19 protein-coding genes and 1 pseudogene are annotated in these 19324 nt (G+C 70.5%); 8 read left to right on the top strand and 12 right to left on the bottom strand.

Annotated elements, in window-relative coordinates; all coding sequences use genetic code 11:
* Positions 1–181: 181 nt before the first annotated feature.
* Positions 182–1060 (bottom strand): alpha/beta fold hydrolase, encoded by an 879-nt coding sequence (locus ACZ46W_RS34330; RefSeq protein ID WP_468346128.1) that lies wholly within the window; start codon positions 1058–1060, stop codon positions 182–184.
* A gap of 136 nt (positions 1061–1196) precedes the next feature.
* Here ACZ46W_RS34330 and ACZ46W_RS34325 point away from each other — a divergent pair, with 136 nt between their 5' ends.
* A complete protein-coding gene (locus ACZ46W_RS34325; RefSeq protein WP_468346126.1) occupies positions 1197–3134 on the top strand; it encodes a BTAD domain-containing putative transcriptional regulator in 1938 nt (645 codons plus the stop codon).
* 439 nt (positions 3135–3573) lie between these two features.
* Here ACZ46W_RS34325 and ACZ46W_RS34320 read toward each other — a convergent pair whose 3' ends face one another.
* Positions 3574–3927: a DUF4241 domain-containing protein gene (locus ACZ46W_RS34320; protein WP_468346162.1), complete on the bottom strand. Its 354-nt coding sequence runs from the start codon at positions 3925–3927 to the stop codon at positions 3574–3576.
* On the opposite strand from ACZ46W_RS34320, the gene ACZ46W_RS34315 reads away from it, so the two are divergent.
* Positions 3826–4074 carry a hypothetical protein gene (locus ACZ46W_RS34315; protein WP_468346164.1) on the top strand — a complete coding sequence of 83 codons (249 nt, stop codon included), beginning with the start codon at positions 3826–3828 and terminating at the stop codon, positions 4072–4074. The two genes, ACZ46W_RS34320 and ACZ46W_RS34315, sit on opposite strands and share 102 nt — an antisense overlap.
* A gap of 205 nt (positions 4075–4279) precedes the next feature.
* Here ACZ46W_RS34315 and ACZ46W_RS34310 read toward each other — a convergent pair whose 3' ends face one another.
* On the bottom strand, positions 4280–4609 hold the full coding sequence (locus ACZ46W_RS34310) for a hypothetical protein (RefSeq protein WP_468346124.1): 330 nt from the start codon (positions 4607–4609) through the stop codon (positions 4280–4282).
* A gap of 1190 nt (positions 4610–5799) precedes the next feature.
* Here ACZ46W_RS34310 and ACZ46W_RS34305 point away from each other — a divergent pair.
* Together ACZ46W_RS34305 and ACZ46W_RS34300 are read left to right on the top strand one after the other, a co-directional pair.
* Entirely contained in the window at positions 5800–6531 is a 732-nt protein-coding gene (locus ACZ46W_RS34305) for a dienelactone hydrolase family protein (protein WP_468346122.1), read from the top strand.
* A gap of 26 nt (positions 6532–6557) precedes the next feature.
* Positions 6558–6848: pseudogene (locus ACZ46W_RS34300) on the top strand (IS630 family transposase); the annotation flags it as partial.
* Between the two features lie 500 nt (positions 6849–7348).
* Here the strand turns inward: ACZ46W_RS34300 and ACZ46W_RS34295 are convergent.
* The 3 genes from ACZ46W_RS34295 to ACZ46W_RS34285 form a co-directional block, all read right to left on the bottom strand.
* A complete protein-coding gene (locus tag ACZ46W_RS34295; RefSeq protein ID WP_468346120.1) occupies positions 7349–7738 on the bottom strand; it encodes a peptidase inhibitor family I36 protein in 390 nt (129 codons plus the stop codon).
* A gap of 92 nt (positions 7739–7830) precedes the next feature.
* Positions 7831–8490, bottom strand: coding sequence for a response regulator (locus ACZ46W_RS34290; RefSeq protein ID WP_468346118.1), 660 nt, complete (start codon positions 8488–8490; stop codon positions 7831–7833).
* A 14-nt stretch (positions 8491–8504) separates the two neighbouring features.
* Positions 8505–10661 (bottom strand): sensor histidine kinase, encoded by a 2157-nt coding sequence (locus ACZ46W_RS34285; RefSeq protein WP_468346116.1) that lies wholly within the window; start codon positions 10659–10661, stop codon positions 8505–8507.
* 251 nt (positions 10662–10912) lie between these two features.
* Between ACZ46W_RS34285 and ACZ46W_RS34280 the strand changes: the two genes are divergently transcribed.
* Entirely contained in the window at positions 10913–11470 is a 558-nt protein-coding gene (locus ACZ46W_RS34280; RefSeq protein WP_468346114.1) for a M23 family metallopeptidase, read from the top strand.
* A gap of 222 nt (positions 11471–11692) precedes the next feature.
* Here ACZ46W_RS34280 and ACZ46W_RS34275 read toward each other — a convergent pair whose 3' ends face one another.
* The 3 genes from ACZ46W_RS34275 to ACZ46W_RS34265 form a co-directional block, all read right to left on the bottom strand.
* Positions 11693–12619, bottom strand: coding sequence for a hypothetical protein (locus ACZ46W_RS34275; protein WP_468346112.1), 927 nt, complete (start codon positions 12617–12619; stop codon positions 11693–11695).
* 230 nt (positions 12620–12849) lie between these two features.
* Complete coding sequence (locus ACZ46W_RS34270) at positions 12850–13506, bottom strand: hypothetical protein (RefSeq protein ID WP_468346110.1); 657 nt, start codon at positions 13504–13506, stop codon at positions 12850–12852.
* 794 nt (positions 13507–14300) lie between these two features.
* On the bottom strand, positions 14301–14441 hold the full coding sequence (locus ACZ46W_RS34265) for a hypothetical protein (protein WP_468346108.1): 141 nt from the start codon (positions 14439–14441) through the stop codon (positions 14301–14303).
* 285 nt (positions 14442–14726) lie between these two features.
* Here ACZ46W_RS34265 and ACZ46W_RS34260 point away from each other — a divergent pair, with 285 nt between their 5' ends.
* Both ACZ46W_RS34260 and ACZ46W_RS34255 read left to right on the top strand, forming a co-directional pair.
* Complete coding sequence (locus ACZ46W_RS34260; RefSeq protein WP_468346106.1) at positions 14727–15140, top strand: hypothetical protein; 414 nt, start codon at positions 14727–14729, stop codon at positions 15138–15140.
* A 242-nt stretch (positions 15141–15382) separates the two neighbouring features.
* The gene (locus ACZ46W_RS34255; RefSeq protein ID WP_468346104.1) at positions 15383–15748 is read left to right on the top strand and encodes a hypothetical protein; all 366 of its coding nucleotides are present in this window, start codon (positions 15383–15385) and stop codon (positions 15746–15748) included.
* Positions 15749–15891: 143 nt separating this feature from the next.
* On the opposite strand, the gene ACZ46W_RS34250 is transcribed toward ACZ46W_RS34255, so the two are convergent.
* Positions 15892–16980, bottom strand: coding sequence for an ArsR/SmtB family transcription factor (locus ACZ46W_RS34250; RefSeq protein WP_468346160.1), 1089 nt, complete (start codon positions 16978–16980; stop codon positions 15892–15894).
* 130 nt (positions 16981–17110) lie between these two features.
* Between ACZ46W_RS34250 and ACZ46W_RS34245 the strand changes: the two genes are divergently transcribed.
* Positions 17111–17581, top strand: coding sequence for an aminoacyl-tRNA deacylase (locus ACZ46W_RS34245; protein ID WP_468346102.1), 471 nt, complete (start codon positions 17111–17113; stop codon positions 17579–17581).
* A gap of 139 nt (positions 17582–17720) precedes the next feature.
* On the opposite strand, the gene ACZ46W_RS34240 is transcribed toward ACZ46W_RS34245, so the two are convergent.
* Together ACZ46W_RS34240 and ACZ46W_RS34235 are read right to left on the bottom strand one after the other, a co-directional pair.
* Positions 17721–18278, bottom strand: a complete 558-nt coding sequence (locus ACZ46W_RS34240) for a DUF3291 domain-containing protein (RefSeq protein WP_468346100.1) — start codon at positions 18276–18278, stop codon at positions 17721–17723.
* Between the two features lie 456 nt (positions 18279–18734).
* Positions 18735–19187: a hypothetical protein gene (locus tag ACZ46W_RS34235; protein ID WP_468346098.1), complete on the bottom strand. Its 453-nt coding sequence runs from the start codon at positions 19185–19187 to the stop codon at positions 18735–18737.
* Between the last annotated feature and the right edge of the window lie 137 nt (positions 19188–19324).

The raw sequence follows: 19324 nt of genomic DNA, 5'->3' as shown, positions 1-19324 counted from the left end.
GGGATACGGCCGTAGGCCCGGAGGGCGCTGCCCACGCCCTGGTGAGCGGCGCCGGGTTTTCCCGGGCAGCGCCCAAGACCCTAGGCAGGCGGGCGGTTCACCGGCCACCAGATCGCGGGGCCGGTCCGGTGGCCGGCAACGCGGGACCTGCCCGCCGCCTCTCATGGCTTGGGTGGAGGGCTCAGCGGAGCAGCAGGGCGCGGATCGCCTCGGTGATCTCGTCGGGCGCCTCCTCGGCCATGAAGTGCCCGGCGTCGGTCAGCCGGTGGTCCAGGTCCGGCGCCCAGGCGTGCCAGACCGATGCGGCGTCGTAGCCCAGTTGCGCGCCCCAGTCCTGCTGGACGACCGTCACGGGCATGGCCAGTTGGGAACCGGCGTCCTGGTCCGCCTGGTCGTGTGTGACGTCGATGCCCGCCGAGGCGCGGTAGTCCGCGACGATCGACGGCACGGCCGCGGCACTGGCCCGCAGGTACGCGGACCGGACCGGTTCCGGCATGGCGGCCGGGTCACCGGCCCAGGCGTCGAGGAAGGAGCCGAAGAAGGCTTCGGCGCTGTTGGTGATCATCGTCTCCGGCAGGCCCGGCGGCTGCGCCATGAGGAACAGGTGGTAGCCGACCGCTGCCGGGACACCGTGCAGGACGTTCCACATGTCCAGGGTCGGTACGACGTCGAGGATGCCCAGGTGCGTGAGGGTCTCGGGATGGTCCAGTCCTGCGCGGAAGGCGACCAGGGCGCCCCGGTCGTGGCCGACCAGGGCGAAGCGCTCATGGCCGAGCGCCGCCGCCAGGGCGACGACATCGGCGGCCATGGTGCGCTTGGAGTACATCTCGGGGCCGGTGGCCGCCGGCTTGTCACTGGCGCCGTAGCCGCGCAGGTCGGGGCAGATCACCGTGTGCTCGCCGACGAGCCGCTCGGCGACGTGCCGCCACATCAGGTGGGTCTGGGGAAAGCCGTGCAGCAGCACGACCGGGCTGCCATTGCCGCCGACGGCGGCAGCCAGCTCCACTCCGTCTGCGCCGGGCAGACGGACATGGTCGAAACCGGGGATGGTGAGAGTCATGAAAGGCCCATTCCTGGGGTCGGGGGACCGGCGAAAGCCCTGGTCCGGGGACTGACGGAATCAGCGTGGGCGACGGCGATCAGCAGCCGATCAGTACGCTTCGGCGCCGCAGACCCGCGGCACGGAAGATGGAGGCATGCGAATCGACGTACTCGGTGCCATGCGGGCCCTCCACGACGACGGCACCCCGGTCGACCTGGGCGGACCCCGCCACCGCGAGGTACTCGCCCGGCTAGTTGCCGCCGGGGGACGGATGGTCCCCACCGACACCCTCGTGGAGGACCTGTGGGCCGAGCCGCCGGTACGCGCCGTGGGTGCGTTGCGTACGTTCGTCGCCGCGCTGCGCCGCGCCATCGAACCTGGCCGGCCGCCCCGCACCCCGCCGCGCCTCCTCGTCACGGAAGGACCCGGCTATGCTCTGCGCCTGCCGCGCGACACCGTGGACGTCCACCGGTTCGAGGACGCCCTGGCCCGCGCCCGGCGTACCCCCGATGCGCTGACCGACCTCGACGCGGCCCTCGCGACCTGGCGCGGCCCCGCCTACGCCGACGTGACCGGCTCCGCGTGGGCCCAGCGCGAACGGGCCCGGCTGGAGGAGCTGAGGCTCGAGGGGGCGGAACTGCGCGCCCGCCTCATCCTCGACTCCGGTACAGGAGCCGAGCTGGTCGCCGAACTGGGCGCCCACGTCACCGAACACCCGTGGCGTGAGCCGGCCTGGGGGCTGCTGGCTCGCGCACTGCACCGGGCAGGCCGTCAGGCGGACGCACTGGCCACCCTCCGCCGCGCCCGCACGATGCTCGCGGACCAGCTCGGGCTCGATCCCGGTGCCGACCTCCGGCGCCTGGAGACGGACATTCTCCGCGGAGCTGCGACCCTCCAGCCCCCACGCACCGTGTGGACCGCGGGCGTACGACTCGGCCCGCGCACCACCGTCGAACTGGCCCGCATCCTGGCCCTGGCGGGTGGTGACGCCCTCATTCACTCGCGGCGCGACCGCCTGGCCGCCGTCCAGGCGGCGGAGCGCACTGGAGACATCGCCCTGACCGCCCGCGTCATCGGCGCCTACGACGTGCCCGCCCTCTGGAGCCGGGCCGACGACCCCGAGCAGTCTCGCGCGGTCGTCGCGGCGGCCGAGCGTACCCTCACCGCACTCGGCACCGACGGCCCTGCCGAATTGCGCGCCCGCCTGCTGGCCACGGTCGCGGTCGAGAGCCGCAGCGCCGATCTGTCCCCCATCGAACAAAGGCGCGCCGGGCAGGCGGCGCGCGAGGCCGAGGCGCTGGCAAGGGAGCTGGGCGATCCAGCCCTGCTGGTGTTCGCTCTCAACGGCGTGTTCCTCCAGTCCTTCACCCGGCCCGGGCTGGCGGCGGCACGGGACGTGATCGGCGCCGAGATCCTCGACGTGGCCGCCCGGCACGAGCTGCCGGACTTCGTCGTGCTCGGCCGGCTCATCCGCCTGCAGTCCGCCTCAGCTCTCGGCGACCTCGACGCCGCGACCGCACATGCCGAGGCCGCCGAGCGGCTCGCCGTCAGCACCGAGGCCTCTCTCGTCCCCGTACTCACCGGCTGGTTCCGGGCCCGGGTCACGGCCGCCCGCAGCACCGAACCGGGCGGGCCGACCGCCGCCACGGCCGCGGCGCACTACCGCGCCGCCGAAGACGCCCTCGCCGAGACAGCGGGCATGCCGGGGGTGCACCGGGGCCTGTTCGCCCTCGCCCTCCTGGGCCTACGTCTCCTGCACGACCGTCCCGCGCCCACCGATCCCGCTCTCGACTGGGGCCCGTACCGCCCCTGGACGCGCCCCTTGGTCCTGCTCGCCCACGACCGTGACGAGGAGGCCCGTGCCGCCCTGGCCATGACGCCCGAACCTCCCCTTGATCACATGCAGGAGGCACTCTGGTGCCTGACCGCCCACGCCGCCGCCCGCCTCGGCCAGCGCCCGGTCGCCGCCCGCGCGGCAACGGCCCTGCGCGCCGCCCGCCTCGAACACGCGGGCGGAGCGAGCGGGATGCTCACTTTGGGGCCGGTGGCGCGGTACCTGGCGGAGGCGGAGGCTTGCGCCAACAAAGGATGACCGACATCGTCCGCAGGCCCCGCCCCCACCTGCCCGCCCCACGCTGACCAGGCAACGGGCCCCCGGACCGGCCCAGCCCCCGTTCGCACAGCCAGGCCGTCAGCACCCCTCCGGAACCCATGCCGGTGACAACAAGCCTGCCCCGCCGGGAGATGCAGCCGGGCGCAGACATCCCCAGCGTGCCTACGTGGCAAGGGGGGTGGGCCAAGCCGCCGTTCGAGGGCGGCTTGCCCAGGCTCCGCTTGGCCTGCCCGCAGAGGCTGCGAGCGGCGGTTCCCGTGGAGGGGCTGTGCGCGGGGGGCCGGTCAGGGCGTGTCGCCGGAATGGCAGAAGCGGCACGTCACGCCGGGGCCGGGGGTGCGGGGTTCCCCGGGGCGGGTCGTACAGCGACCGCCCGCCGGGGCACCGCCCGAGCTCGGTGGCCAGAGCGGCGTCGTCGTCAATTTCCTCTGTCCGCCATCCCGTGATGTCCAGCAACAGTCCGTTCAGCGGCCCGCCTCTGAGCGCGGCGTAGCTCTGTCCGGGGCGCGGGCCCGGGTTGGGGTCGTCGTGGTCGTGGCCGTACACCCGGCCGCGCAGCATCTGCCCATCCTCGCTGTTCATGCACTCTGGAGGTTCGCCGTGGTCCCAGTCTCGGGCGGTGCGGCCTCGCGCCGATGGTCGGCGGCTCCTTACTCTCCCCGTCGGCGGAATGGAGCTGGAAGTCGACGACGACGCAACCAACCTGTCCGTCATCGGTGCGGCCGATCCAGACGGGGTAGGTCCCGTCGCCCCGGCCGGCGCGGAAGGCGATGAGGTTCGGCTCGGGCTCCGTGCTGGGCAGTTCGACGCTGAAACGGCTGTCGAGGGGTATGAACAGGTCCTCGTCCAGCCGGTCTTCGAACACCGTCCGCGTCGCATCCATGAAAGCCGCTGTGCCGGTATTCACGCCAGCCCGTAGAACTGGCCCTCGCCGAGCAGCCCCAGGTCCTCGTCGGGCCGGAGGGCCATTTCCCACTCGCGGGGCGGGATGTCGGCGGGGGCTCTCCGATCCAGCCGGGGTCCGAGACCGCCATCTGTCCTGACGTGATCCGCAGCAGGCCGGCGTCAACGGGCTCGACGACGGCCGGCCCATCCGGAGTGTCGCACGCACCCGGACTGAACAGTTACTCGATTCCGGTGGCGCGCAGCGGTCCCGATCCTTCGTCCACCGACACGTCGTTCAGGACGACGGTCGTGGCGGGCTCGTGGCCCTGCTGGGCGAGGAGCGGCGCGAACACCTGCCAGTCGCCGAATTCCGGTACGGGGTAGAGGAAGTCCTCGACGGGCGCCGGGAACCGCCGCACGGGGACGCTCGACGGGCCGGATGCTCGAGCATGCAGTGGCTCCGTCAACACTCCCCTCGGCCCGGCGAACTCGGTCCTCACCTCGACCTGCCCGTCGGCCGAGACGGCCGTGGTCTCCTGGACATCCCACTGCTGGGACGAGTACTCCATCGGGTGTTCCGGTGAGCCAACAACATCCCTGTGCCGTGCGGCTTGAGGTCGGTCATCTGCATGCGCCAGGACCTGTCGTCGAACAGATACACCCGCCACATCCGGCGCGGCCAGTACTCGACCAGTCTCAGCGGTCGCTCCCGTGCGGACAGCAGAACCGCGTAGTCCATCCCGGCAGCGTGTCTGCGTGCCTCGACCGCGCGCGACATCGGGTCCGGATGGGTCGCCGATGTTCTCGTTCTGGGCGACGAGGTGATCTGGGCCATGGACCTGGCCGACGGAGGGACCGCTCTCGTCCTGTGGGGACTTCTCCGAGACCAGCAGACCTACGAACTCACGCCACCAGCGGCAACAGTCGGATAGAGCCTCTCACCGATCGCAAACCGGATCGACCAAAGCCCACTTCTCAGGGAAGATCCCATCCGCACTGCCCTATGACGCTGAGGAGCCACCTGTGATCACGCAAGGAGTACAGGTCACAGGCCGGTGCAGTGCCTGCGGAGGCACGACGACCTGCGATGTCGGTCAGTTCTTCCACCACGGCATGCTCCGCTGGGGCACCGAAGGACACTGCGCGGACTGCCCGAATGCGTGGTGCGAGCAAGACAGCGGCCCCGTCACGCCCGAGAACATTCGACAGGCCCTGCTGCAAGCGCACGGACCCACACGGCTTCGCCTGTCTGGAGACGTGCCGAGCCTCCTTCCCGTGCTGCAGGCACTCCGCAGTGCACAGGCACTGTCCCTGGGCGAAGCACGGGCACAGGCCGCGGAACTCGCCGGAACGGGTCTCGTCGGCACACGCGTCGAGATGGAGATCCTGGCGATTCACCTTCGGAGACGAGCGATCGCGGTAAGCGTTGAACCAGCGGCGTAAGCCCGTCTGGACAGCGTCTGCTGCTGGCTTGACACCGGCATTGAGAAGTCTTAGAGCAACAGTCTGGAAGAGGGTGTGGTAGTCACAGGCGCTGCCGCGAGCGTGTCCAGCAGAATTTAGTGCCGCATCGGGCAAGGTTCGCCCTGCTGGCAGCCCCACCCGGACCCGGGGCAAGTCCTTCGTGATACGTTTCTGCCGCCGTGCACTGCTGCGAACCAAGGAGGTGAGACCCATCAACGCTTTGACAGGTCGGGCCTCCCTCCCCTGCATGGCCTAGGGAGTGCCCGCAGAGGCATCCCGAAAGGCTTGAAACGCTATGCGCTTCATCTCTGACACGTCGTCCGACGGCGTCCGCGAACAGCTCTTTACCCTCAGTGAGATCCCCGGCGTGCTGTGGACGCCGGAAGGTGCCGTCGACGCTCGTCCACTCGTCTTGATGGGACACGGTGGCGGTCAGCACAAGAAGGCCCCCGACATCCTGGCCCGTGCACGCCGCTTCGTGACAGAGCTCGGTTTCGCGGTCGTGGCGGTCGACGTGCCCGCCCATGGCGACCGGCCGAAGGTCGAGGAATACGACCGGATCGCGACCGAGAACCAGGCTCGCATCGAGGCCGGTGAAGAGCTGGCTCCGCTGATCGCCGGTTTCCAGGCGCTCGTGGCCCGCCAGACCGTGCCGGAATGGCAGGCGACCCTGGACGCGGTCCAGCAGCTCGACTATGTGGGCGCTGGTCCGGTGGGCTACTGGGGGGTTTCGTTGGGGTGCGGACTCGGCGTTCCGTTCGTCGCTGCCGAACCCCGAGTCCGCGCGGCGGTACTGGGCTTGGGCGGGGCATTGGCCTCGGCCGAGGCTGCCGCGGCCATCACCGTCCCGGTGGAGTTCTTGGTGCAGTGGGACGACGAGCGGGTGCCGCGAGTGCAGAGCATGGCGCTGTTCGACGCCTTGGCCTCGACCGAGAAGACGCTGCATGCCAATCCCGGCAAGCACGGGGAGATCCCGGCATTCGAGCTGGACAGCACGCTGAGGTTCTTCTCCCGGCACCTCGGCTAATACCCGCCGCCCGTGGTCCGTGGCGCGCCGTTGTCTGCGACTACTTCTCCCCGCACCTGACGACGAAGCGGTGCCAGCGTGTCGGCGACTGGGTGACGGCCAACAACGTCGAGATCGCCCACACCCCGACCAACAGCTCCTGGCTCAACCGGATCCAGGCCCAGTTCACCGCCCTGCGCTACTTCACCCTCGACGGCACCGACCACGCCGACCACGAGGAACAGGGCAGCATCATCCGCCGCTACATCATCTGGCGAAACCGCCACGCCGACGACCAGCGCCTGCGCGCCGTCCTCGGCAGGGCAAACGTTGCCTGATACGGCACTAGCGGCGTCGCGGATGGCTGCGCCGGCGTCCATTCCGGCGGTTGGTGGTGTCGCGTGGACGGCGTCGCCGAGTGCGGTGATCTGGCCTGCGGGCCATGGTGCCAGGTCGGCTGCGCGGGTCGAGGCGGCGTTGCAGCGGAAGGCGGCCACGCTGTGTGAGTCGGCGCGGGCGACGACCTCGAGCGTGTGCTCGGCCCAGCCCCCCTCACGGAACCGGTCCACCAGCGCGGCCTGCAAGTCGGATCTCGGCATGGTTGAGCGGGTGGGCGGGGCAGCGGGGCGTCCCGTCAGGTGGTGGCAGTGATGCTCCGCAAGCGACTCCCACGTCCCGGCGTACGTACCCTGTTTGCGATTGGGGCAGTGAAACGCTCCCCTCGTGTGACGTCGACGGCCCGATGGCCGCCCGCCTCCTGGTGGAGTCGGGCGGCCATCGGCGATCGGCATGTCACTGACCCGGCAGACCCGCCTGCTGCCGCGGCAGGCCGGAACGGTCAGTCGGGGGCCTGGCAGTTGTCGATGTAGGCTTCAGCGGCCACCGAGAACGTGGCCTCGACGGGGAACGCGTCTCCCGGTGCGACGAGCGCGGCTTCCCCGCGGCAGTAGATGTCGGTGAAGGCCCACCAGTAGGCGCCGGTGTTGTTGCGCACGCTGTGCGCCCCGTCCGGCATCCCCGTCTCGCGCAGGTCGTCGTGGTACCGCTGGAAGCTCTGCCGCGTCCCGCTCTCGTTGGGTCCCGCCCAGGCGCAGAAGTAGTTCCTCGGGCAGCCGGCCGCCTCCGCCGCCGACGTCGTGGGAGCAGTGCCGAGGCCCAGCGAGAGCATCGCCACGGCGGGCAGTGCGAGGCGCATCAGGCCCGTCCCGGGAATCCGGCGCTTGATCATGACGCTGTCCTTTCGTCCGTTGTCCGCACCCCCTTGGTGCGGACGACGGAACTGTCACGCGCCCGCTGTCCCGGGCACATGAGGCGCCGGCCTCATTCCCGTCCCGGTTTCCGTCCCGGCTCCTCGCCCAGCCCAGCGTTGCGGGCGCGGGCCACGGCCTCGGCCCGGTCACGGACGCTGAGCTTGGTGAAGATGTGCGAGACGTGGTTGCGGACCGTCTTCTCCGCGAGGAACAGGCTCCGTGCGATCCGCTGGTTGTCGTACCCGCGGGCCAGCAGGTCCAGGATTTCCCGCTCCCGGTCGGTCAGTTCAGGGAAGGCGCGGGGGGCCGCCGGTCCGGCGGGCCGGGTGAGGAAGGCCGTCAGCCGGTCGGCGACGCTTCCGCTGAACACGGCACCGCCCGCGGCCACCGTTCGCACCGCGTGCAGAATCTCCGAACGGCCCGCCAGTTTGACCAGATAGCCCCGGGCCCCGGCTTTGAGGGCCGCCAGGACCGTGGGGTCGTCCTCCGACATGGACAGCACGAGGACGGGCACGCCGGGCAGTCGGCGGATGGCGTCCAGGCCGCTCATGTCGGGGAGGCCGAGGTCCATCACCACGAGATCGGGTCGGAGTTCGGTGGTGAGTCGGATCCCTTCCTCCCCGGTGGCGGCCGTGGCGATCACCTCGATGTCGTCGGTGGCGGACAGGGCCGCGGCGATTCCGTCCAGATAGAGCGGGTGGTCGTCGCAGAGCAGAACGCGCAGGGTCATCGTCGTACCACCGCTCAGTCCAGTGTGCGCGGCAGCCGGGCGTGCACCCGGGTGCCGCGCACCCCGTCGTCGCGAGCACCAGCCGTCAGCGCACCACCGATCTCCTCGGCGCGCTCGGTCATGGATCCCAGGCCGACACCGCCGGGCCGCCGGCCGTCCTCGATGCCGATCCCGATGCCATCGTCCACGACCTCCAGGACCAGGTCGTGGTCGTCGACGACCAGGCTCACCGTGGCGGTGGACGCCTTGGCGTGCTTGACGACGTTGGTCAGGGCCTCGGCGGCGATGCGGTAGGCGGCGACCTCGCAGGCCGCTGCGAGGTCGGGAACCGCGTCGGGGATACGGGCCTGGACGCGCAGCGCCGGGTGCTCGGCGCGCAGCGTCAACCGCCGCAGTGCCTCCGCCAGCCCGTGCTCGTCCAGATCAGGGGGCCTGAGCCCGTCGACGAGCCGGCGCACCTCCGTGATGCTCTGCATGGTGTCGGCGCCCGCGTCACGCAGCAGGTCCCTGATCCGCTCCTCATCCGCCGACCCGACCTGCTCGGTCGCGGTCTCCAGCCGGAGCCGTACCGAGGCCAGGGTGGGACCGAGCCCGTCGTGCAGATCACGGCGGATCCTGCGGCGCTCCTCCTCCCGGGAGGCGACCACGCGCTCCCGGCTGGCGCGCAGTTCCTCGCGCAGGCCGAGGCCCTGGACGAGCGGCGCCAACTGGCCTCCCAGCACGTCGAGTACGGCCGCGTCGTGGGTGTCGAGCCGACGCTGCCCCGGCCGCAGCAGCACGCCGAGCCGGCCCACGGTGTCGCCCTGGTGGAACAGTGCGACGAAGTGGTGCGGCCGTGTCTCGTCCGGCTTGAGGGGATCACCGGCCCGCGCCAGTTCCCGTGCCCCGTGCCGGGTGTGGGCCCACAGCACGGCACCGGGCATGCCCAGCCGGGTCACGACGGTGTCGCACACGGTGTGGGCGACCTCATCGGCGGGCATGCGCCGGGCCAGGCCGTCGGAGAGGGCGTGCAGCATTTCGTACGGCTTGGCGCGGCGGCCGTAGAAGAGCAGGTCCACGATGCGCAGCAGGAGGGCGGTCGCGGGGCGCAGGGCGAGGGCGGCGAGGGCGGAGGCCAGCGCGGCGTTGGTGACGGGCGATCTGCCGGGCAGGGTCGAGAGGATCTCGTAGAGCCCGCGGTAGCAGTAGAAGAGCCCCAGGACCAGCGCGAGGGCGACGAGCACGGGGCGCAGGACACGGTCGAGCCCGGTGAGGTCGTGCGGTACGACGGCGGTGACGGTGCCAAGGGCGAGCGCGGCGGAGGCCGGACCGAGCATCAGCAGGTACATCCAGTGAGGTGGGCTGCCGTCCTGGCCGATGTCCTGGGCCTTGTCGGCGATCTGGACGCCCCAGTAGGTGCCGTAGCAGACGGCCATCACGGTGAGTTGGCGACGGACGAGACCGTCGGCCCGCCACAACCGCCACACCAGTCCGGCAAGCACCGCGACGGCGAAGAGCCGTGGCATCCACACGACCGGCTCGGTGATCGCCTCCCACCACGGCAGATGACGCGCCACGGTCCACCCGGACCATGCCGGGTCCCGCGAGCGCAGCCCGTACCACGCGATCGGGGCGAGATAGACCGCGTACACGCATGCCATCGCGGCTACGGCCACGCGCCAGCCCAGCGCGGGCTTCGCACCGTCCGGGAACCACAGGGGCAGGACGGCGAGGGTGCCGTGCAGGCCGAGGACGGCGACTCCCATGACCAGCCGCTGCCAGCCGATGTGGAGGTGACCGCCCACCCCGTCGAGCCCCCCGAGCGCGGGCGCCGTCCGTTCCAGCATCACCGCGACGGTGAACAGGCCCGTGGCCGCGGAAACAGCGAACAGGCACCGCGCCAGGGGAGCGAGCCGGTCCGAGCGGCGCAGCACGACGTAACCGGAGGCGAGGAAGCAGCAGGCGAGGGCCAGATTGCGGCCGATCCGCCACTCCTTGCGGGCGAACTGACCGAGGTCGCCCGTCGTGGCGATCAGTATGAGCGTGGCGGCGACGAGCGTGACGCAGACGCCGAGCGCGCAGCGGTCGATGAACGCGCCGCGGCGAGCGACGACGGGGGGCAGTGGCGGACGTACGGATGGGACGTCCGCGTCGGGCGGCGCGGGTGGGCCGCCGGGAGAATGTGATGACACTCAGTAGTCATGCGTGCGCGCAGCGGTCGGTAATCCACCCGCACGGTGGATGAGGGAGCGTCAGGGGCGCACCACCGGGACCGGGACCGGGACCGGGACCGGGACCGGGACGGGGACCGGGACCGGGACGGGGACCGGGCGGCAACGGGACGCCGGACTCAGGCGCCCGGGACAGCGGGCACAGCACTGTGGGCCACGAAGCACCCAGCGCGCTCACCACCGTAAGAGCGCCTCAGTGACCGGAGGTCACCATGCCCACGCTGTACACGCCCTTCCGGGGCTCCTACGGAATCATCCGGGGATTCACCGGCACCGACTACCGTCGCCACCACACGGGGGTCGACTACCGCACCCCGCGCGGCACCCCGATCCTCGCCTCCGGGGCCGGCACCGTGGTGAAGTCGGTGAATCTCACCCACTCCTACGGCCGGTACATCATCGTCGCCCACGCCGACAGGACGTTCACCGTCTATGCCCACCTCAGCAAGCGGCAGGTCTCGGTAGGGGCCCGGGTCGCGGCAGGCCAGCAGATCGGCCTGTCCGGAAACACGGGCAATTCCTCCGGCCCTCACCTCCACTTCGAGGTCCGCAAGGGGCGCAACAGCTCCAGCGCCACGGTGAACCCGCTCCCGCTGCTGCGGGGCAACCCGCCGGTCGTCGTGGCCCTGGCCGATCTGCCGGGGACGACGGCCGTGTCGGCCGACCTGGTGGACGAACCCGACACGGCCGAGGCGGCCGGTGACGTGCCCGCGGCCGACTCCTGCGGGAGCGCGCAGAGCGGCGACGAGGAGGCGGTGACGATGCTCTAGCCACGCCTGCCCTCGCTGACTCCCCGGGGGCCCAGGGCGGGGCGCCCGGGGTCACAGCACGACAGACTCGACGAGCCGGCGGCGGCGTACGGCAGGGGCCGCACAACGGGTGCCGGCGGTGTACGGCAGGGGCTCGAGCGTAACGAGCGCGGCGGTCCCGGGGGGTGGGTGACGTCCCACCCCGGGTGAACCTCCGCCCGAATTCCCCCACCTCGGCGGTGGTCAGCCGCTCGTGCAGTCCTCGTTGGCCTTCTTCCGGGCGCTGGAGAACTCGACCCGTACGGTGTCGTCCTTCTCCAGCACCCACAGAGTCCCGCGCCGGGGGCTCCACTCCGGTCCCACGAGGAACACCCGGTCGCCCGACATGTGGAAGAGCCGGAGTCCCGCGTAGCGGAAGCCGTAGGCGCTGTCCTTGCCGTCGACGACGCGGAAACACGTACCATCGCCGCGGATCATCAGGTCCTTCTCGCTGAAGACGACCACGGATGGAAAAGCGGTGGTGACCGTGCGCGCCGCTTCCGCGGCTCGGCTGCGACCGACGATCTCGGCGTAGGTCGAGGTGGCCCAGAACAGGGAGAAGACGCTGATCAGGACGGTCAGCCCCCACAGGCGCAGTTTCCGGCGACGGTCGGTTTGCGACACACCCGGCGACGCACCCGGCGACGCGCCCGGCTCCTCGCCGGTGGCAGGCAGCGTGCGCGCGTAGGTGGTGAGTACAAAGCCGATGATCAGCGCGAGCGGGACGGCGAGGCCGAAGGTCGAGGGATACGAAGGCAGCAGCGGCAGCATGGCCAGCGGCGGCAGCCACGCGTGGCGCAGGGAACGCGACACCCATGCCACGCGACGCGGCTCACGCACCACCCAGTGGTGCGTGCCCGTGCCCAGCAGGGCGGTGGCCGCCAGCAGCCAGACCGGCATGAACAGGGCGTCCACGCTGCGCAGCAGGTAGTCGACGGTGGACAGCCGCAGCACGGTGTCCCGAAGGCCGAGGGCCCTGGTCTCGGCGTCGCTGCTGGCCCACCCGAAGTAGAACAGGACGGCGGTGAGGACGGACAGCAGGGAGCTCACCGCCCCCAGGAGCTCCAGCCAGGCGGGGAGCTGGGCCGGCGACTCGGGTGAAGGCCCGGCCTCGGGATCCTGCCGCCGCACGGCGGGCGGTGGTGGCGTATCCGGTGATACCGGTGGTCCCGGTGGTGTTGGGGTTGTCGGCGGGGCTTGACGGGCCGGCGGTATGTGCGGCGGATGCGGCGGCTGTGCTTCGTCGGGGCCGGGAGCGGGGGCGGGGCGAGGCTGGGGCCCGGACTCGCTCGGCTGCCGACTTCGCCGGACACGGTCGGCCAGCCTGCGCAGCGCCCGAGGTCTCCCCGGAAAAGGCGTGGTCATCGCGTGATGGGGAGTTCGATGGGCGAGGTCAGTTCGAAGCCGGGCCCCCGTAGCGTGATGCGGACCTTTCCCGGCTGCATGCCGTCCGGGACCGCGAACCTGGTGTAGGCCTTGTGGCAACAGCCCAGGTCCTCCTGCTCCTCGAACGGAACCACCCGCACCTCCGTCCCGCCGAGGAAGGCCTCCTGGACGGTGCTCGGCCATGTCCCCGTGACCCACACCATGTCACCGGGTCGCGCTTCCAGCGGCTGCCGCAGGGCGCCGTTGTCCTCGTACGCGTTGACCTCCGTGATCCGGTACGGGCAGGCGGCCGTTCCCGCGCCCGTGGGCGAGTTCTGGATCACGACACTGCCGCGCGGATTGGCGAGGAGGAAGGAGGCGATTCGCTCGAGCACGTCATAAGCGGCTTCGTATTTGCAGTCCCCGGTGGACTTTCCATTGACGGCTTTGTACGCGTCGATCGCCTTGGCCCACTCGCCCTCCTCACCCTGCACGGCGAAGCAGACGCTGATGAGTCCCCTGATGACGCTCCACGCTGCCGGCTGACTGGCGCGAATGGATTCGCTCGTGACTTCGTACCGGCGACGCGCGTCCGAACACTTGCGCTGCTGGATCAAGTCGTAGAGGTGGTCAGGGTTGCTCGCGTCGAACACGGGGGACTTCGGGCCGGCGCGCAGCCAGGAGAACTCCTCGGTCGGCGGCTCCTCCGTGTGCGTCCCTCCGCCCCCGGATCCTCCGGGGCGCCGCGTCTCCGTCGGGCTCCAGGTCGGCGCCCCTGATCCGCCGCCGGGCTTCCACCGCAGGGGCTCGGAACTCCGGGCACCGGGCCGGGTGGCGCCGGTGGTGGACGAGGCTCCCGGGCGGCCTTCGCCGCGCGTGGGCCCACCGGCGGTCGGACCGCCGGCCGGGCCGCTCGTGGGCCCACCGGTCGGTCCAGGACGCTCGTTCTCGCCCGAAGGGGTGTCACGGTCCGTGTCGTTGTTCCTGGCCGCTCCGTTCTCGTGCGTGGCGGAGCCGCCGTCCGCGCCGCATCCGGAAAAGGCAAGACTGCCCGCGATCACGAGAATGAGCGCCGCAGCAAGGGCGCTCCACCATAGAGAATTAGTTCGAATTCCACTGGAATCAAGATTCACGCCGTCCCCCTCGACATGTGCGACGCGCGGCCGACGATACTCCCAACTCCTCCCCGATTACCAGGCGTTGCCCTCAGGCCTGCTCTTTTCCCGTATCAATCCGTATCCGGCGTATCTCTGCCGAGCAATTGCCTCTCCCTTTCCCGTGGCTCCGGATACGCTGCACCGCACCGCACCGCGGTCCGGCGGCGGGCCGCGGGGTTCCTGTGGCCTCCCGTGCCGCAGAGGGCCGGCAGCACCCCGACCGGGCGCGGGCCTGGCAGGGTGGGACCGGCCTGCGGTGGGTCGAGGAAGTCCTGTCGGCCCAGCGGCGGTCAGCCGGCCGGGGTGCTCTCCTCGGGCCGGCCGGGGGCCTCCCTCGGGTGCTGGGGCCCGATGCGCTTCAGCGCCTCGCACAACGTGCCGGCCTGCCGGCTGCGCGGGCCGCCGAGCCGCCGTTCGTACCTACCGTGCATTTGCCCCGCGAGCTTCCCGCACTTCGGACACCGCGCCGAGAGCGTGCGAGAACGCGCACGCAGCAGCACAACATCCCCGCCGGCGTATTGACTCGATCACCACGTCCGCCAGGTGCGGCAAGACCTGCCGCAACCCCCCGGAGTTGATGCGTTCGGGCCTCCGCGCCGGAGAGGAGCGCGAGGCGGCCCGCCAGGGCTTCATCAACTGCCTCCGCACCGTCGCTGGTATCCCCGGCTGAGCTGGACCCTTGACCTCAACCTTGGTTTAGGTAGCACACTCGCCGCATGGAGACCACAAACAGCAGCACCATTCTCTTCCGCAACACCATGCGCATCACCGACGGCCACCTGGACGGCTTCCGGAACGCCATCGCGCAGGCGGTGGCATTCACTCAAGAGCACGGCCCCCAGCTCATGGTGGACGTCTTCATCGACGAGGAGCGGATGCTGGCGCACAGCTTCCAGCTATACCGCGACTCCGATGCCATCCGCGCCCACTGGCGGCTGTCGGATCCGTACATCCGCGAGGTGATGGAGCACTGCACCGTGGAGCACTTCGAGATATTCGGTGCACCGGACCACGACATCGTGGCGGCCCTCAAGACCCCCGACGGCGAATCCTTCCCCTTCGCCATCTCACCTCGCCTCGCCGGCTTCAACCGTCTTGAGACGCCTGGGCGGGGCGCACTGCGCTCTTAGTGGCAGATCCGGTCAGCTCGGTTACAAGGGCAGCTACCGGCGCGTTCACGCCTACCCGCACAGGAGGCGCACCTCACCGGGGCACGTAACGGCACGGCCGCCTGCGCCGCGCGCTGTCGCCGGATGGATCCTCCGCCGCCCGGAAAGCCTCACCGAGGCCGAAGAACTCCAGATGAAGACCGTCCGGGCAACACTGCCCCGAACTGGACGCTCTCACTGGCCATGTCCGCTCCTTCGCGACCATGCTCACCGAACGCCAGGGCGAGTGCCTGCCGGACCGGCTCGGTGCCGTCCGGCAGGACGACCTGCCAGGCCTGCACACGCCTGCGGCGGGCGTCGACCGCGACGACGAAGCCGTCATTGCCGGCCTGACCCTGCCCTGGAGCTCGGACGCCGTCGAAGGAGTCGTCAACCGGATCAAGATGCTCAAACGCCAGAGTTCGGCAGCGCGGGCTTCGCCTCCTCCGCAAGCCAATGCCCGGGGGGAGAGCCCATCACCACGGCCTACGGCCCGCAGCGGCCCCTGGCGAGAGGGAATTCGCCAACTGCGCGACACGCTTTCCCGTACTGGGCATCACAACCCTGCGTGGTCGCTGCACAGAACCTGAGGCAGAACCCGGGTTCGGACAGCGCCTGTTCATGGTTTCGGGAGGCGCCTTACCCGTTCCATGTTCGATGTGCACGACTTTGCACAGACGGCGATCGACCATGACCTGACCCGGCGGATGCGCCATGAGCACGGGCCGCTGCGTCAGTCGCGAGGTGTTGTGATGTGGGTGATGGCCGCGGCGATCTGGTCGAGGCGGGTCGGGTTGAGGGAGTAGAGGACGTAGTAGCCGTCGCGTCGGGTGGTGGTCAGCCCCGCTTGGGTCATCTGCTGGAGGTGGCGGGAGATCACGGATGGCGAGAGGCCGAGGAGTGTGGCGAGTTCCTGGGTGGTGCGGCTCTGTGCGGCAAGGCAGGTCGCGATGTGAAGCCGTGGTGCGGCTGCCAGGGCTCGCAGTGCGGCCAGGAGTTCCTCCTGGCTCGCGGGGCGGGGGGCGGCGGCCGGGGTGAGCGGGAGTGCCGGGTAGGTGATCCGGAGGGGCCAGGGGGCGTCGCAGGTGACACGGACGTGGGGCCACACGTAATGGCTTGCGGTGAACGTCACCGGCCGGGCGTAGGTGACGGTGATGTCGTGGTCGTGCGGGCGGTCCAGGCGCAGTGTCCGCCGTGCGGGGTCGACGCGGATCTGCGGTACCAGGGTGCGGAGTATCGGGAAGACGCCCTGGTGGGCAATCCGCTGTCCCGCGTCGGCGATCGCCGCGTACAGGGTGGGTTCGACGCGTTCCCATTCCTCGGCGAAGGCGGCGCTCCAGTACTCCTCCAGCACGGTGAGCGCGCCCTCCAGGATCGGCAGGGGATCGCTGAGGATGTCACCCAGCCGTGCGGCGAGGCCGGGGGCGGTCTGCCGGAGCTCGGCGATGGCGGCATCACGGACGGTGGAGTCCTCGACCAGGTCGTGACCTGCGAAACGGGTGGTGTCGACGAGGGTCTGGGCGAGCTCGGCTGCCAGACGCTCGGGCGGTAGCGCGCGCACCGCCGAGAGCTGGTCGCCGAAGTCCGCCTCGTGATCGTCCGCCCGGCATTCGAAGAACGCCGGGATGTAGTCGGCCACCACGAAGCCGTACTCCCGCATCTGCCGACGCAGCGCGGCGGGAAGCCGGCGGCAGCGCCGCACCCAGGGCACGTGCAGCGCATGGTGTCCGGGGTCGGTGAGCACGTGCCAGGAATGCACCGCTTCGAGCAACGGTGAGACGGAGAACGCGAGGTCCTCGGCGGCCGTCTCGGTGAAGCGCATCGAGATCACGATTGCATGATTCCACAATCAGTTGATCGGATCGCGTCGTGTCGATCAGGCTCAGGAACCACCCCTGAAGCCCCAGCGACGCTGCCTCACGCGTCCTGAGCCGAAAGCCGGAGAGGTCCCTATGAGCAAGCACGAAGCGCAGTGGCAGGCGGCTCTCGACGCGGACGGCGGCGCATACACCCTGCACGAGCACGCCCCCGCGCACACCGTTGCCGAACGTCAGGCACTGCCCTTCCCGTGGTCCCAAGCGGTCAAGACGCTCGCCTTCACCACCTCCGCAATCCCGCTTCTCCTGGTGGCCCTGCGCGCGGGCGACCGCGTGGACTTCGCCCGCCTCGCTCTTGCCGTGGGCACCAGCCGTTCCCTGCTGCGCGCCGCCGGCACCGACCTGCTCACGCAAGAGGGCCTGACACCCGGAGGCATCCCGCCGATCAGCCACCGCCCCGGCGTGCCGTGCCTGATCGACACGGCGGTCGCCGAGTCCGATCAGCCGGTCTACTGCGGCGCCGGATCCGCTGCCCGCACGCTGCGAGTGCACCCCGCGGTCCTGGCCCGACTCCCCCGTGCCCACGTCACACCCGTGCGCCGATAGCCCTCGTACCACGCGTACAGCTAAAAACGGGCGACCCGCCGCGCGAGCAGCAGCACCGTGCCGAACCGGATCGCGAGTGTCTGAACGATGGGTTCTCTCGAGGCGTTTGACAGCGCATCCAGCCGATCAGGCCTTCCTGTCAGTGAACTTGGTCGCTCTTCGGCCCGATGCCTTTGATCCTGGTCGGAGTTCCGTCCGGGGCGAACGAGTGGTGGAAGGTGAAGGCATGCGGCGCGGAGCCGTGGTCGTGGAGGTGCTCCAGCCTGGAAACCCCGTCCTGCCAGGTGGGTATCACGCCGTCGGAGACCCACCAGAACGCGTAATTCGGGTGTTCTGACCTCTCGAACCAGTCGTAACGCCTGTTCAGCGCCTCACGGTGCAGACCGGTGTAGATGGCGTCGAAGGCGGAGCGCGGGTCGGTCCAGAGCGAGAGGGACGCGGCCAAGGCGGTGGTTTCCACCGTACGGCCCTTGCCGTACCAGGTCGGTACGGCGAACTCCCCCCATGCGCCCCAGTCCAAGTCGAAGTGTGAGCCCCGGTTGTCGTCCGCCACTTCGGCATGAGCGAGGTATCCGGGGTGCTGGCTGATCTTCCGGTAGATGGCCTCGCCGCTGTCGTGGAATTCGCGTGTGAGAGGGGCGGGATCGGCGAGGGGTGACTTAAGGACGCCGAATGTGTACAGCGCAAGATGGGGCATGCGTCTCTCCCTGGTCGGGGGGCTTGGTGTGGACCCGGTTCGGTGGCTTACGCCTGGGGGCGAGGGTTCGTGGCGCGTGACCAGCTCGTGCCGTCGCGGGTGGCTCAGCCTGAGGAAATCCTGTGCGACCGTGGGCGATCGCCGAAGACCAGGTGAAGGTAGCTGCTTCCGCGGCTCATGTCGAAGTTGCGTTTTCCCAGTCCAAGTGGCCTTGCTCCCGGTCATTGTGGGGGCTGGGGCGGCGACGGGCGGGGCAGGCTGCGGGGTACCACTGATCCACTTCGGCCGATCGGTTCGTCCGCTCCACGCCCGTCCGCCCCGCCCCTGTCCGATAGCCGCGCCGCGTTCGATCCGGTGGACAGCCGTCTCGTCCCAGGTGCGGAGGTCTTCGACTCCCGGCGGGGTAACGCGGGAGCAGGAACAGCCCTTTCACAGCGGCGTGTGCGCAGGCACCGCCTACCTGTGGCACGAGGACGGCGGGCGATGACTGCTGGGGGTGACCATGGAGGGCGGGTCCGGTGCCCGGTCCGTGCCGCCCGGCACGCCACCGGGCGTGCCGTCGGGTGCGTCGACGCGCGACTGCTCGATGTCCTCGGTGTACTGGGGCGGCTGGGGGCCCGCGGAGCCCGTGATCGGCGCGCCGGGGTGGGGGGTGGGGGCCGGGGCGTAGGTCTCTGTTCGGCTGGTGTTGTTCTCCGGCTGCCGTAGGCCCCCGCACGCCCACCGGCTCCAGCAGCCGTAGGAACATTCGATCAGGACCGTGGCCACCACCATGGCGACCGCCATCCCGGCGGAGGGCCTCCTGGTGACGATCAGGACGAGGAAGGTGCCGAGGCAGAGCGCGACGCCCGCAGCGGACAGCACCCACTCGGCTATTCGCCACTTCCTCTGTCCTCGCAGCGTCGACAACCTCCCTCTCCTCCCCCGTCGGCACGCGCCGCGCCAGGCACGGGCCCCGGACCTCCTGGTCCACCGAAGTCCAGCGCAGACAGCCTTGTTCAGCAGGCCCTGTTCCCGCTCCGAACAATCAACGGAGAGGCTGCGCG

It is taken from the genome of Streptomyces sp. NPDC031064 (genome assembly GCF_055570965.1).
The sequence above is the reverse complement of the archived record's forward strand: the minus strand, read 5'-3'. Positions and strand labels throughout refer to the sequence as shown.